Origin of the sequence: Clostridium aciditolerans, assembly GCF_016316925.1 — a bacterium.
Taxonomy (GTDB): Bacteria; Bacillota; Clostridia; order Clostridiales; family Clostridiaceae; genus Clostridium_AM; species Clostridium_AM aciditolerans.
In genome coordinates this window covers 50,758-65,374 of the sequence record NZ_JAEEGB010000039.1, presented here as the reverse complement: position 1 = coordinate 65,374, position 14,617 = coordinate 50,758, and the positions used below count along the sequence as shown (strand labels likewise).

General features: G+C 31.2%; 14 protein-coding genes. 5 read left to right on the top strand and 9 right to left on the bottom strand.

What is annotated here, in order from left to right:
• Positions 1-116 precede the first annotated feature (116 nt).
• Complete coding sequence (gene feoB / locus I6U51_RS21390) at positions 117-1,886, top strand: ferrous iron transport protein B (RefSeq protein ID WP_211144589.1); 1,770 nt, start codon at positions 117-119, stop codon at positions 1,884-1,886.
• Positions 1,876-2,034 carry a FeoB-associated Cys-rich membrane protein gene (locus I6U51_RS21385; RefSeq protein ID WP_178907968.1) on the top strand — a complete coding sequence of 53 codons (159 nt, stop codon included), beginning with the start codon at positions 1,876-1,878 and terminating at the stop codon, positions 2,032-2,034. Before feoB ends, I6U51_RS21385 begins: the two co-directional genes overlap by 11 nt.
• Positions 2,035-2,055: 21 nt before the next feature.
• On the opposite strand, the gene I6U51_RS21380 is transcribed toward I6U51_RS21385, so the two are convergent.
• Both I6U51_RS21380 and aat read right to left on the bottom strand, forming a co-directional pair.
• Entirely contained in the window at positions 2,056-2,913 is an 858-nt protein-coding gene (locus I6U51_RS21380; protein ID WP_211144588.1) for a DegV family protein, read from the bottom strand.
• A gap of 137 nt (positions 2,914-3,050) precedes the next feature.
• A complete protein-coding gene (gene aat, locus I6U51_RS21375) occupies positions 3,051-3,698 on the bottom strand; it encodes a leucyl/phenylalanyl-tRNA--protein transferase (protein ID WP_211144587.1) in 648 nt (215 codons plus the stop codon).
• Positions 3,699-3,993: 295 nt separating this feature from the next.
• Here aat and I6U51_RS21370 point away from each other — a divergent pair, with 295 nt between their 5' ends.
• Positions 3,994-5,769, top strand: coding sequence for a M3 family oligoendopeptidase (locus I6U51_RS21370; protein ID WP_211144586.1), 1,776 nt, complete (start codon positions 3,994-3,996; stop codon positions 5,767-5,769).
• 92 nt (positions 5,770-5,861) lie between these two features.
• On the opposite strand, the gene I6U51_RS21365 is transcribed toward I6U51_RS21370, so the two are convergent.
• The 6 genes from I6U51_RS21365 to I6U51_RS21340 all read right to left on the bottom strand — a co-directional run bounded on the left by I6U51_RS21365 (position 5,862) and on the right by I6U51_RS21340 (position 10,924).
• Positions 5,862-6,593 carry a flavodoxin family protein gene (locus I6U51_RS21365; RefSeq protein ID WP_211144585.1) on the bottom strand — a complete coding sequence of 244 codons (732 nt, stop codon included), beginning with the start codon at positions 6,591-6,593 and terminating at the stop codon, positions 5,862-5,864.
• Between the two features lie 46 nt (positions 6,594-6,639).
• On the bottom strand, positions 6,640-7,446 hold the full coding sequence (locus I6U51_RS21360; protein ID WP_211144584.1) for an MBL fold metallo-hydrolase: 807 nt from the start codon (positions 7,444-7,446) through the stop codon (positions 6,640-6,642).
• Positions 7,447-7,554: 108 nt separating this feature from the next.
• Positions 7,555-8,727, bottom strand: a complete 1,173-nt coding sequence (locus I6U51_RS21355) for an MFS transporter (RefSeq protein ID WP_211144583.1) — start codon at positions 8,725-8,727, stop codon at positions 7,555-7,557.
• Positions 8,720-8,857 carry a hypothetical protein gene (locus I6U51_RS21350; RefSeq protein ID WP_211144582.1) on the bottom strand — a complete coding sequence of 46 codons (138 nt, stop codon included), beginning with the start codon at positions 8,855-8,857 and terminating at the stop codon, positions 8,720-8,722. The genes I6U51_RS21355 and I6U51_RS21350 overlap by 8 nt, the downstream gene beginning before the upstream one ends.
• Before the next feature lie 166 nt (positions 8,858-9,023).
• Positions 9,024-10,352, bottom strand: a complete 1,329-nt coding sequence (locus I6U51_RS21345) for a S41 family peptidase (protein ID WP_211144581.1) — start codon at positions 10,350-10,352, stop codon at positions 9,024-9,026.
• Between the two features lie 41 nt (positions 10,353-10,393).
• Entirely contained in the window at positions 10,394-10,924 is a 531-nt protein-coding gene (locus I6U51_RS21340) for a GNAT family N-acetyltransferase (protein ID WP_246517584.1), read from the bottom strand.
• Positions 10,925-11,468: 544 nt separating this feature from the next.
• Between I6U51_RS21340 and I6U51_RS21335 the strand changes: the two genes are divergently transcribed.
• Entirely contained in the window at positions 11,469-12,533 is a 1,065-nt protein-coding gene (locus I6U51_RS21335) for a 4Fe-4S dicluster domain-containing protein (RefSeq protein WP_211144580.1), read from the top strand.
• A 63-nt stretch (positions 12,534-12,596) separates the two neighbouring features.
• Here the strand turns inward: I6U51_RS21335 and I6U51_RS21330 are convergent, their stop codons facing one another.
• Entirely contained in the window at positions 12,597-13,949 is a 1,353-nt protein-coding gene (locus tag I6U51_RS21330; protein ID WP_211144579.1) for an aspartate aminotransferase family protein, read from the bottom strand.
• A 180-nt stretch (positions 13,950-14,129) separates the two neighbouring features.
• Between I6U51_RS21330 and I6U51_RS21325 the strand changes: the two genes are divergently transcribed.
• A complete protein-coding gene (locus tag I6U51_RS21325; protein WP_211144578.1) occupies positions 14,130-14,552 on the top strand; it encodes an AAA family ATPase in 423 nt (140 codons plus the stop codon).
• Positions 14,553-14,617 lie beyond the last annotated feature (65 nt).

Below are 14,617 nucleotides of genomic sequence, written 5' to 3'. Positions count from 1 at the left end.
AGTGAAAACAAGTAGAGAGCTTATGTCTCGTATTTAAATTAATCTGAAATACTAATATATTTGCCTATAAATAAAATAACTTCATTATAAAAAGACTTATAGAGAAGGAGCAAAATATGACTGTTTGTGCTTTAATTGGTAATCCAAATGTTGGACAAGAAACTTTTTTTAATAAAATTGCTCATGTACAGCAAAAATCAGATGAAGAAGGAAACTCTAAAATAGATAAGCAGCAAGGCTTTATAGATAAAAATACTAAAATAGTTGCTTTTCCTGGAATTTACTCTATAGATACCAATTCTAAAACTGAGGCACTATTTATTGATTATATAAAAGAAAATAAAGTGGACTTGATAATTAACATTGTCAATGCTGCAAATTTGGAAAGAAACCTTTATTTAACTTTACAGTTAACTAAGTTAAACATCCCAATGGTAATGGTTTTAAATACCGTTGATAAAGCTGAAAAAAATGGTATATATGTAGATCATGAAAATCTTTCACATATGTTAGGAATTAAAATTATACCTATAGATAAACTTAATAAACATCAGGTGAGGGTTATGCATAAATATATAAAAGAAGCTAATTTTTCACTGCCTAATCCCCTACCTGAAAATATGACGACTGAAAAACATATGTACTCCTATATAGAACAAATATTAGAGTCTTGTGTAAGTGTTGAGGAGTATAATATAGTTAATATAACTGAAAAAATAGACCGGATTGTTTTAAATAAATACTTAGCTTATCCTATTTTTATATGCATTGTTTTCTTTATTTTTAAGATAGTATTTTCCTGGGTAGGCACTCCCCTTTCCGATGCTTTAAGAAGTGCGTTATTTGACTATACCATACCTCTCGTTGATAAATTATTATCTCATCAGAGCCCTTGGTTTAAGTCACTTTTAATCGATGGGATTATATCTGGTATAAGCTCAGTATTGGTATTTCTTCCAGTAATACTAACACTGTTTTCTATATTATCCTTTTTAGAAGATAGCGGATATATGAATAGAGTTGCCTTTCTTATGGATAGAATTATGAATATGGGTGGAGTATCTGGTAAGTCATTTATGCCAATGATAGTAGGCTTTGGCTGTTCTGTGCCAGCTTTAATAGCTGCCAAAAATATTGAAGATGAAAGAGAGCGAAATATTACAGCACTACTGATACCACTTATGTCCTGTAATGCAAAACTTCCTGTTTATATGCTTTTTGCTACTATATTCTTTCACGAAAAGGAAATTATAGTTCTCGCCTTTATGTATGCCACTGGTGTGCTTGTAGCTTTTATTTACAGCTTAATTTTTAAACTTCTAGTGAAGGAATCGAATTACGAACCATATATTGACGAACTGCCAGCATACACAATGCCAGACTTAAAACTATTGCTTGTGCATACATGGGAAAAAGGTAAAGGGTTTCTAAAGAAAATAGGAACTATTATATTTTCAATGTCTATTATAACTTGGACACTTTCTAATTTTAGTTTTAAAGGTATGGTAAATATAAACGAAAGTTTCTTAGCATTTATAGGAAAATCAATTTCACCTATTTTTAATCCTCTAGGCTTTGGAAACTGGCAGAATTCAGTTTCGCTGCTCACTGGTTTAATGGGTAAGGAAGTTATTGCAGGTACCTTGGGAGTTTTATATGGTGGTAATCTCTCAACAACTATAGTGCAGCATTTTAATACAATGTCATCTTTAAGCTTTTTACTTTTTATTCTTTTATATACTCCTTGTGCCTCAACTATAATAACTTTAAAAAAGGAATTCGGAACTAAGATGGCTTTAACCTCAGTATTTTACCAATTTGCTACCGCTTGGATAGTTTCATTTTTATTTTATAATATAGGAATGAGGTATTTTTATGGATTTTAAGAATTTTTGTGAGGTTTTTATTGCTGCTGCAATAATTGTTTCTGCTGTTTATATCATGTATAAAAAAATAAAAAATAGCAGCAAACAATGCAGCAGCTGTGGAAGCTGTTCTAAGATGTGCCCCCATTACAAAGATAGAAAAAAATAAAATATTTATTTATAATTTTGATTATCTCATATTTCTTTCTGTATAATACACAATTGCAATGGCACCAGGCCCAACATGAGTTCCAATAACTGGTCCTATTGAACATATTCCAATTTTAATTTTCAGTTTTTCTTCTAATTCCCCTGCAAGTTCCAGTGCTTCATCATAAGCATTAATATGATGTACAACAATTTCTCCTAATCCATACTTTTTAATATCCTCACACATCCTATCAATCATTGTGGCTATTGCTTTTTTCTTTGTTCTAACCTTAGTTAAGACTGTTGTTATCCCGTTTTCTACAGTTAAAATAGGAATAATTTTCAAAAAATTACCAATTAAAGCACTTGCCCGACCAATCCTTCCACCTTTTTTAAGATATTCAAGTGTATCTGGAATAAATAGAAATCTACTTCTTTTTATATTTTCTTGCGCTATTTCTTTAACTTGGCCTAAATTTTTACCTTCTAATGCAGCCCTTGCTGCTACAACGGCTGAAAACCCAAGCTGCATAGAATTTGAAGTGGAATCTACTATTTCTATTTCAGCATTTTTATATACCTCTAAAATCATCTCTCTTACTGCATGTGCAGTAGAATAGGTACCACTCATATGTGACGATATAAAAATGCAAAGAATAGAATCTCCATTTTGCACAATCTTCTCCATCTCGTTATATAGTTCCTGTACAGAAGGTTGGGAAGAAGTTGGAATACCTCTTTCCTCCATTATTTTATAAAAAACTTCATTATCTATCTCTCTTTCTTTAAAACTTTCGTTTCCAAACATTACGTTTAAAGAAACTACTCTTATATCTAATTGGTTTTCAATAGTCTTATCTATATAGCTTGTACTATCTGTTAAAATTTTTACTGCCATTACATCATCGCCTCTCTGGTTCTTTTATATACTATTATTGTTTCATCTATAAGTAAATTTTCACTATTAAATTCACATATACATGTTATCATTGTAAATTATTATAATATAAGTTATGTAATTTAATATGTTAAATATTAAATTGAAATCCCCTCTTCCACAAGCTCTAAAAATTTTTCTCTTGAAACATTTACTGCCCCTAAACTTTCAAGATGTTCAGTATAAACCTGACAGTCTACCATAATATATTCTTTCACCTCTAGTTTCTTACAAAGGGTAATAAAAGCAGCCTTTGAAGCATTGCTCATAGTTGAAAACATAGATTCTCCAAAGAAGCATTTTCCGATACTTATACCATATAATCCACCAACTAATTTATCTTCATACCAGGCTTCCACAGAATGTGCATAGCCAAGTTCATGAAGCTTACAATAAGCTTCTATCATATCATTAGTGATCCATGTACCACTTTCTTTTCTTAAATTCGAACAATTTGATATAACATCTCTAAAACAAGTATCAAAGGAAATTTTATATGTATTCTTTTTAAGCAGCTTTTTCATAGAGTGAGAAACCTTGATATCCTTTGGGTAAAGAATAAATCTAGGGTCAGGAGACCACCAAAGTATTGGTTCATCTTCTGAAAACCACGGAAAAATTCCATTGCGATATGCAAGGATTAATCTCTCAGGTGACAAGTCACCATCTACTGCTAAAAGTCCATCTTCCTCTGCAAGAGAAGGATGAGGAAATATTAAATCGTCACTTAGTCCAAAAATAGGCATAATTAGCTCCCTTCAAATATATGTTTATTCTATAGCTGTTGAATCTTATCTTCCATAAGCTGAAGGTAGGATTCTCTCGCTCCAAACAACGGATTCTAGGGTTCAGATAGAATAAAATACTTCATATAAAACTTAAAATCCTATTTACATTTTAATATTAGCTTAAATATATGACAAGTACCTTACATCCTGATATGATTCCAAACATTATATTATTTTAAATTTAGTTATTACATATAATACATAATAATGTTAATATTAACTATATCAAATTTATTTCTAGGAGGTACTACCTATGAGTCTAAATTGGAGTCTAAAAGAACTCTATGAATCCTTTGAAAGTGAAAATTTTAAACAAGATTTAATTGAGTGTGTAAAATATATCGAAAGTTTCAGTGATTGGGTAAATCAGGTTACAAAAAACTACGATAATGTTGTTTCAAAGTTAGAAGACTATATAAATAAAATAAGCTATCAAGAAAAGCTATTTAGCAAACTCTTTGCCTTTTGTGAACTTACTTTAAGCGTTGAAACTAGCAATAAAGCAGCATTGAAAAACTTAGAAAGCTTAGAACAAAAGGCTTCCTCTCTAGCACCAGGTGAATCCAAGATTAAAAGCTGGATTGGAAAAATTGAAAACCTAAATAATATTGTGGAACAATCAGACTTATTAAAAGAGCATTCTTTTTATTTAATGGAAATAAAGCAAAATAATAAATACCTACTAAGCGATAAAGAAGAGGCAGTAATAGCTAAAATGAAAAACACGGGCTCTAGCTCATGGTCTAAGCTGAGAGACTTGTTAACTTCCTCATTAAAAGTAGATATAGAACTTGATGGAGAAAACAAACAACTTCCTCTTACAGTTATAAGAAATATGGCCTATGATAAAGATGAATCTCTTAGAAGAAAAGCTTACGAAGCAGAAATTAATTCTTACAAAAAAATAGAAGATGCTGTGGCTGCTTCTTTAAATGGAATCAAAGGTGAAGTTATAACTATATCTAAAATAAGAGGATATGAATCTCCTTTAGAAGAGGCTTTATTAAACTCAAGAATGGATAAAGAAACCTTAGAGTCTATGCTTGCTGCCATGAAGGAGAGCTTTCCTAGCTTTAGAAGGTACTTTAAAAGAAAAGGAGAGCTTCTTCAAAAAGAAAATGGCTTAGCATTTTATGATATATTTGCCCCAATAGGCACAGTTAATATGGAATTTCCTTATGAAAAAGGTAAAGCTTTTGTCTACGAAAACTTTAAAACCTTTAGTGGTGAGCTTGCAAACTATGCACAGAAAGCTTTTAATAATAATTGGATTGATGTAGAACCTAGGGAAGGCAAAGTGGGCGGCGCCTTCTGCAATAATATTCATGCTATAGGCGAAAGTAGATTTATGCTTAATTATGGTGACAGATTTACTGATGTAGTTACTCTTGCTCATGAGCTTGGTCATGGCTACCATGGTGAATGTTTAAATAAGGAGAGTATATTAAATAGTGATTACCCAATGCCTATTGCAGAGACCGCTTCAACATTCTGCGAAACTATAGTAAAAAAAGCAGCAATAAAATCTGCAACAAAGGAAGAGGCCTTTTCAATACTGGAAAGTGAAATAAGTGATTGTGCTCAAGTAATAGTTGATATATACAGCAGATTTTTCTTTGAAAGTGAATTATTTAAACATAGAGAAAATAGTTCTTTATCCTCTGAAGAACTTAATTCTTTAATGATAACTGCCCAAAAAGAAGCTTATGGCGATGCCCTTGATGAAAAATATCTTCATCCTTATATGTGGATATGCAAACCACATTATTATGATAGCGACTACAATTTTTATAACTTCCCATATGCCTTTGGTTTGTTGTTTTCAAAGGGATTATATGCTAGATACTTAAAAACAGGTAGGGATTTTGCACGTGACTATAACAAACTTTTAAGTGTCACAGGAAAAATGAAGCTCTATGATGTGGCTAAGCTTATGAATATAGATATTCATGATATAGATTTTTGGAGAAGCTCATTAAAAACTATTGAAGAAGATATTGATAAATTTATTGAACTAAGTAAATGCTAACCTTGATTTCATTCATAAATACTTTTTTTCTAAATGAAAGCCATAAATTTTACTTATGGCTTTCATTTACATATTTATACTTTACTTAAAATTTAAAGGTTATATTCTTGCCAAGGTCTTTTCCCTTGCAGCCATCCTTTAACCCTCCAGTATTCCTTATCTTGATGACCATCTGGATAGCTATTCATAAGATTTCTAAATACGCTAAACAATATTTTGGTTTTTAATGGACTATATACTTTTTTATTTTTCATTGACTTATAAAAAGCATATGCTTTCTGTTCTAAAATTTTCTCATATTTACGTTTCTTTTTAAGTGGCATTTCACTCCAATCTTTCGCCCAAATAGTTAAGCCACATTTGTATACTTTTGGAATTCCCCAGTATTTTAAGCTTCTTTCTATTGGTTTTATTACATGCTTTGTACCTGCACCAGAGGTTGTAGATATTACAAGAGCTGTCTTAGAAAACATTTCTTGTAATGGTCTATGACTCATAAAAATACAGGCGAAATGATCTAGAAAAACTTTAACTTGTCCGCTTTCAGCCAGTGAATACACAGGTGAAGTTATAATAATACCATTAGAATTTTTCATTGCTTCTAAAATAGGATGAGTATATTTAGCATGAGGACAGAACTCACCACCAAAATTTCCCTTGTCAAGACATTGAAAGCAGCCACAGCAAAACATTGGTAAATCCTTTGGTAAATAAAAATCAAAAAAATCATTATTTTCAAGGGAATTTAACTTTGATTTAACTATCTCAATAGTTTTTTCTGTATTACCATTTCTTTGACTTCCATGTATTACTGATATTTTCATATTATTCACTTCCTCAGCAAATATAATAACCTCTAATTTTAATTTTTTACCAACTTATTTCTAATCCCACTCCAACTTCTTTTACAGGTAAAGCTTTATGTATCTCCGCCCTAACATTAAATGAAGTACAATGGCAAGGATACAGCTCCTTTAAGTTATTCTTTTTTAGGTAATCAATTGTTTTATGAACTTGCTTAGTAACTTCAAATAAATGAAATCCTCCTATAACGCCTAATACTCTATTATCTTTACATACTTCTTTTGCATACTCTATTATATTGCATATCCCACTATGAGAACACCCTGTAATAATATATATGCCCTTTTCGCTTTTATATACAAGAGCAGTGTCATCCATTACATAATCATCAATTGAATTTTCACCAATAATTTGCTTACCAATAGGTTTTCTATTTTCAAAGTCATTTACTCGTGGTATTTCTCCTAGAAAAGTTATATTTTTGCTAACCTTAATAGGCTCTTTTGAAAGAATTAGGTTGCACTTTTCTTTTAATTCTTCTTCCAAAATAGGAGAGCAAATCTTTAAATTGCCTATTTCTTTTTCTTTAAATGCATCTGGGTGAGCAATGATAGAAATATTATTTTTATAGCTTTGCTCAAAATAATACTTTAATCCTCTTGTGTGGTCATCATGACCATGTGAAATAACAATAGTACTAATACTTTCTAAATTTATACCTAATTCCTTTGAGTTCCTTATGAATAAATCAGAATACCCTACGTCTAATAATAATCTACTGTCCTCATCTTCAATATAGTATGAAACTGCAGGTTCCCCACAATAATATTGGTCGATATATGTATTATTATCTACTAAAACTTTTAATTTCATTTTTCCTCTCCTTCATATAATATTAATAATGGAAAGTACTTAATAGACTTTCCTAGCCTTATTACTCATACATGTGTTATGCCATAATTTTAATTAATGCAATATTATCTAATTAAATTTTATTTTAAGGGTTATAAGGTTAAACACTAATATTGCAATAAAAAAAATAATCCAAATGCTTTGATATCCTCCCTTAATAAGCAACCAGCCACTAAATAAACTACCTAATCCTCCTCCACAAAAAAGTCCTAAACCTACTAAACCTGATGGAAGTCCCTTATCCTCTGACATAATATCAAAAGCCATCGTAGCTAATGTAGACTGAATAGAAATGTACCCGAATCCTAAAAAAATTGCAGCTATTAAAGCAACTTGCCAATAATGAAAAAAATATAAAAGCAAAGTTGTAATTAAAGCAAATACTTGCCCTGCTAATATTACATTTTTTTGACCAAACCTCTTACTAAACTTACCAACTTGTGAACCTCCAATTAAACAAGCGAATCCATAGAACATAATTATAATCCCACATTGGGAATAATCTAAGCCTATATTTTCATGCAAAAATGAGCCTAAATAAGAATATAACCCTAATAATAAAAAACCAGTACTTAAAGCAAACGGGAAAACTATCTTTCCCCCAGATGAATTTAATGCTAACTTAGCTTGAGTAAAAAAATTTTGTTTTTTGCTTTCTATAATTTTAGAGTCTCTAGGTAAACTTCTAAACAGAATTGCCTCTGAACATATAGCCACTAAACTAAAGAAAATAAATGCCCCACGCCAACTGAGGTGTTGGGTAATTAACCCTCCTAAGCCTGCGCTTAAACCTTGCCCTAAAAAAACTATCCCCATAAATCTACCAACATAAGCCTGCCTATTTGAAGCAGGAACAGTATCACCAATCAAAGCTAGAGATACTGCTATAATACCCGCAGCGAAGAATCCTGTAATAACACGAAAAATACATAATATTAATAATGAACTAGCAACTGCACTTCCTATTGTTCCTAAGGCAAGTCCACATACTATAAGCTTTAATACATTAGCCTTACTCCAGCGGTCGCTAAAAAAGCCATAAATAGGTTGCATAATTCCATATGGTATCATATACGCAGTTAATACAGAGCCAGCAATAGAAACTGATACACTAAACTCTGAAGCAATTGGAGAAAGAGACGGTGAAACAAACCAATTATCCGCTGCTGAAACAAATCCAGCTAATCCTAATATCAAAACTAAAGTATTATATTTATGAGTATTATTAATAGTATCAATCATAATTATTTGATAACTCCTTTTTAATATATACTTCTATAATTATAGCCTCAAAACCTTCATAGAAATTTTCTTTTGTAATTTTTATTGATTTTTTCCCTTCAAAATAAATATCTCCTTTAAATTCACGCAACAAAAAAAGTGCTGCATTTCCTAACTTTTCACAACACTAATAAACCCAAAAGATCAATATCATCTATATATTTTAAATAATCAAATTTATACAAAAAAATTAATAGATGGTAAAATTCAATTTTGCCATCTATCACTTTACCAGTTCATTTAATAGCTATAGTTCTTTAAGTAGTTATTGTTTTTAAAACTTTATCTAACGGATCTTCTGGATATTCTACCTCAATGTCTGGTTGTAGTACTCTTTCACTATCCTTACTTTTATCTGGTCTAGCCCATTTTTTAAATGAAGTATGAACTTCTAATTTAGAATTATCCAATTGAAATTTTAATACATCTCCAAATGAAGACGGCATATTACTGCTTGGTTGACCAACTATAGTACCTAAGTTTCCATCCTTAACCAGTGTAGCAAGCAATTGAGCTGAACTAAAACTTTCTTCATTTGTGATGACATATAAGTTTATATCTTTATTTTTTACAACCTCATTACTTCTATCATAAGCCATATATCCACTTTTTCTTAAGAATCCATGTTGTTCTTGTGCTAATGGAGAAAACCTTATTATAGCTCCAAAATGCCCTGTCTTTATTTTAAGTACATCCAGTATCATATCACAGGCTTGGTAGGTTCCTCCTTGATTGTCCCTAACATCTACTATTACATTCTTTACGTTATTACTAATGCCTTCTTTTAAGTCTGCTACAACTTTATTTAAGTTTTCATTAACTTCACAAACACCTAATTTTACATATATTGTTTTATCATTAATTTTTTTGCTTGAAATTTCGTTGTTTACATTTTGAAATCTATCATATATGTCAAATTCTACTTTGATATTTTCTTCTCCTGCTTCACTTTTTACTGTTACAAACATATCCTTTGAACAATCAACACCGGAATTCATAAGCACCATCTTTCCCTTTGAATAGGTGGAATTATTAATGACTTCAGCTGCATAATTTTCTGCTGGAAATAGATCTTTAATTGTATCCATAACCTTATTTATTTCTACACCATTAATTTTTTTCACTATTTTATTTGTTGGTTTATTATTTTTATCAAGTAAAACCAAGTTGCCCTTTAAATATCTCCAATTAATATTTAAGTACTGATCCTCTTCAAACCAAACTCTAGTATGTCCATCTTGTATTGATGATAAATATCTACTAACAGCAAGTTGAAACTCAGCAGTAGTCATATCCCTATCTGTCTCTTTTAAAAATCTTTCCTTTGCTTTTTTATATTTTTCTGTTTTTCCTTCCAAAAAAATTGGATGTGTACTTTCAATTGTATTTACCAGCTTTTCTACATCTTCTTTTACCTCTAATTTAGCCAATTTTTTATCTAATACTACATTGCCAGTAGACACATAAGTTTTTCCTTCATGTATAGTTATAGGACACTTAGCATATACATAAACACATCCCCCTAATAATAAAATAGCTATACATCCTAATATTATCCCAATAACTTTAAGTTTTTTTCTCCCCATAACTTCCCCTTCTTTATTACTTCAATAGTAGAGACTTACTCTTAATAATTTATCTTATTATTGAATATTTCATAGTATTTTAATTGCAATCCAAAGTATTCCTTAATTCCAACAAATTTAAGCCCAATCTTTTCTATAACATTACTTGATTTTATGTTAAGAGGCTTTGCTAAGGCGATTATCCTATCTAACTTTGCTTTTTCAAATGCATATTCAAGAGCCGCTCTTGCAGATTCTGTTGCATAACCATAATTCCAAAACTTAGGATCAAAAGCATATAATATTTCAATCTCTGAGGTTTCCTTAAGAAAGTTCAAGCCACAATGTCCTAGCAATTCCCCTGACTTTTTATCTACCACTGCCCATACTCCATAACCCTTTTCTTCCCACTGCTTTGAGAATTTATCAATTAATAACTTTGTCTCCTCATAGGTTTTTCCTCTGGAAGTCCCAAGCCATTTACCTACTTCATCTTTTTTCATAATTTCAAAATAATCATGTAAATCCTCCTCCCTTAATTTTCTCATGTAAAGTCTTTCAGTGTAAATCTCACAATCTTTAATGTAATTCATTTAAAACCCTCCAAACTATCTAAAATTGATTTTTATAAACAGAATTCTTGGCTTCAGGTGGAGTTTGTCTACGACCACTGGGCAATTCTGCCCATTAAATGCCATTTAGGCATTTAACCTCNNAAATCTTTGATTTGGTGCGAATCGCTTTCACAGAGTGCAAGCAGAGAGCCCAAATCTTCGATTTGGTGCGAATCGCTTTCACAGAGTGCGATGGGAGTATTAGAGCGGATAAGTCATCGGATAAACTTATTACTGGAGCTTTCATAATCATTACTAAATTTTAATATATCAATATAATAATGATTATTCTATAACTGTATTAATAACATTATTTTTCCATTTACATAACTGATTATAACTTATCATATCTATTGTTTATGGGCAACTACTACATATCCCACACTTTGATAATATTAAGGAATTATTCATATTAGGCTAAATTTACTTCTATTTTAACAAAAAAATTGAAATATATAGAAACTTCATTATATTGATAGTATACTAAAAACATAAAATTCAATTGTTTTTGGGGGGTATACTAATGAAAAGAGTTGATGAAAGAGATGCAATGTTTTCTAGATCAAATTATCAAAAAGGTACTGATGCTTATGAAGATTATTATAAAAGAAATCCTGATAAAAAAGCTATCGATGACAGCATAAGAACTAGACCTCGTCTCTGCGATGAAGACACTATGACTTATAGTCCATTAAACTCTCCTATGGCAAGCTGTGCCTTTGATTTTTTAGGTGATATAAGACATCTGTGTGAAGGTGATGTTAATCCAGTAAAAGTTGAAGGTAATAAAAAAATTATAACTAAAAGAATAAAAGGTTTTGCTAAGCACTATGGAGCAAAATTAGTGGGGATTACAGAGCTTAAGGATTATCATTTTTACACTCATAGAGGTAGACATGCTGAAGTTTATGGTGAAAAAGTGAAATCGGACCATAAATATGGTATAGTTTTTGCAGTTGAAATGGATAAAGATATGATAAATAGAGGGCCAATGATTGCAGAGGTTATAGAAACATCTAAATGCTATGTAGATGCAGCTGTAATAGGTATGGTTCTTGGCTATTACATAAGAAGTTTAGGCTATGAAGCCAGAAACCATATGGATGCAAACTATTTACTTATGCCTGTTCTAGTAGCTAAAGATGCTGGGCTTGGGGAAATAGGAAGAAACAGTCTGCTTACAAATAAAGAACTCGGCTCTAGACTTAGACTAGGAGTTGTAACTACAAATTTAGAACTCGAAGTAGATAAACCTACGTCCTTTGGTCTTGAAGACTTTTGTGAACTATGTAAAAATTGTTCATTAACCTGTCCTTCTCACTCTATATCAACTGAAACTAAAAAAGAATCTAATGGTAATTTCAATTGGAAAACAGAACAGGAAACTTGTTACATTAAGTGGACATACACCGGCACTGATTGTGGCATGTGTATATCGAGTTGTCCTTTCAGTCAAAACATGGAGGTTATAAAAGATATAGATACTTTTAAAGACAAGCCTGAGCTTATAGCAAATGTTCTTGGCGAGTTTAGGAAAAAGTATGGTAATAAACCTTTCGTACCAGGTAATCCTGATTGGCTCCGTTAGATTTAATAGACTTGTGTAAAGTAAAAATGCTAGGTGTAATTCCTAGCATTCTTTATCTGATGACTACCAGCCCTTGGCTACCTTAAGCACTTCGTCTGGAATATCTCCCCTTAAATATTCCACTATTGAATTCTCAATAATATTAAGTGCTTTATCAATTTGCTCTTTAGTTATTACAAGTGGCGGTTGAACGCGTAATACATTATTTGCAAAAAAGGTAAGCAATACTCCCTTTTCCCAGCATCTATAACAAATTTTTGCTGCAGCTTCTTGTGCTCTTTCTTTTGTATTTCTATCTTTAACTAGGTCAACACCTATATTCAGTCCTATACCTCTAACATCTCCGATTAGAGAATATTTATCCTTCATCTTATTAAAACGTTCTTTGGTATATTCACCTAGATTTTTAGAATGTTCTAGAAGCTTTTCTTCTTTTATTACATTAATTGTAGCAAGGGCAGCTTTGCAGCATATAGGGTTTGCCATAGTTGTAAAGGCATGTGCAGGAGGTCCTACTGCATCCATAATCTCCGCTCTTGCAACTATTGCACTCATCGGCATACCAGAGGCTATTGATTTTCCCATAACAATTATGTCTGGCTCAATTCCAAAGTTTTCTATACTAAACCACTTGCCTGTTCTTCCAAAGCCCTGCTGTACCTCGTCAACAGCAAATAAAATCCCATTTTTCTTGCACAAATCATATAGTTTTTTAACATACTTTTGTGGAGGCACAATAAGTCCTGCATCTCCTTGTATAGGCTCCATTATTACTGCAGCTACTTCTTCTGGTGGCAAGTAACTCTTAAATTTATCTTCAAAATCTTGAAGGCATTCTAAGTTGCAGCTTTCTTCCTTTTTACCAAATTTACAACGATAGCAATGAGGATAGTTTATATGATAAATATCTGGAACTAGTGGCCCAATTTTTCTGCGCATATTTAAACTTATAGCAGAAAGTGAAATTGAACCGTATGTGGAGCCATGATAAGCACCTATAAAGGAAATTATTTTACTTCTTCCTGTATAAGCTCTGGCTAATTTAATCATTCCATCATTTGAATCTGATCCTGTAAGACCAAATACTACTTTCTTTTTAAAGTTTCCCGGTGTAATTTCTGTTAGCTCTTTTGCCAATTTAACTAAAGGTTCATGGTATGTGTAGACTGGTGTATAGTGAATAACTTCTCTTGCTTGCTCTATAATTGCATCTACAACCTTAGGATGTGAATGTCCAACATTAGTTGCTGCTGCACTAGATAGCATATCTATATATTCATTTCCATCAGCATCTTCAATTATCGCCCCTCGTCCAGATTTTACAACTAATGGATAATAAGGTACTCTACAAGCAGCCCCAACTACTTCACCATCTTGGGCAACAATATTTTCACAACGTTTTGCATTTACAGCCAATACGCTCCCCTCCCCAAACCAAATAATTATTTATTAATTTTTTAAGTATTTATTAACCTACTTCTTATTAACATTCTATTATACATTAAAAGCAAATTCAACCATTTTTTAATTATTTATTAAAAAATTAAGTTATACTTATTTAATTGTGTGTAAATGTAATAATTTATCAATCTTCAAATGCTTATTTTTCTCGAAAATAGGTCTAAATTAAACACAGTTGTTATTTCCAGTGATGAAATTAGAAAAGAACTCATGGACACTTATGAGTTCTTTGAAAAAACTAACAATTTAGTATTTGACAATGCCAAATATATGATAAAAAATGCTCTCTTAGAAGGGGTTGATGTAGTTTTTGATGCTACTAATACCAATAGCAAAAATAGAAAGTCCACTTTAAAAATAGCAAAAGAAATTGGTTGTAAAACTGCAGCTATAGTGTTTTTAACACAAATGCAGATATGTATAAATAAAAATTTAAGAAGAGGTAAAGAACGACAATTACCTTTAGAAATGATTTTAAGAATGGCAAAATTTAATTCTGATAAAATTAACATGGAAGGTTTCGATGAAGTGAAATATACGAAATTGCAGAGATGCTAAAAAAACAAGAGGATGTTACATTAATTGAAGAGAAGTAGAGAAACTAAAATAAATTTAATGGAGGT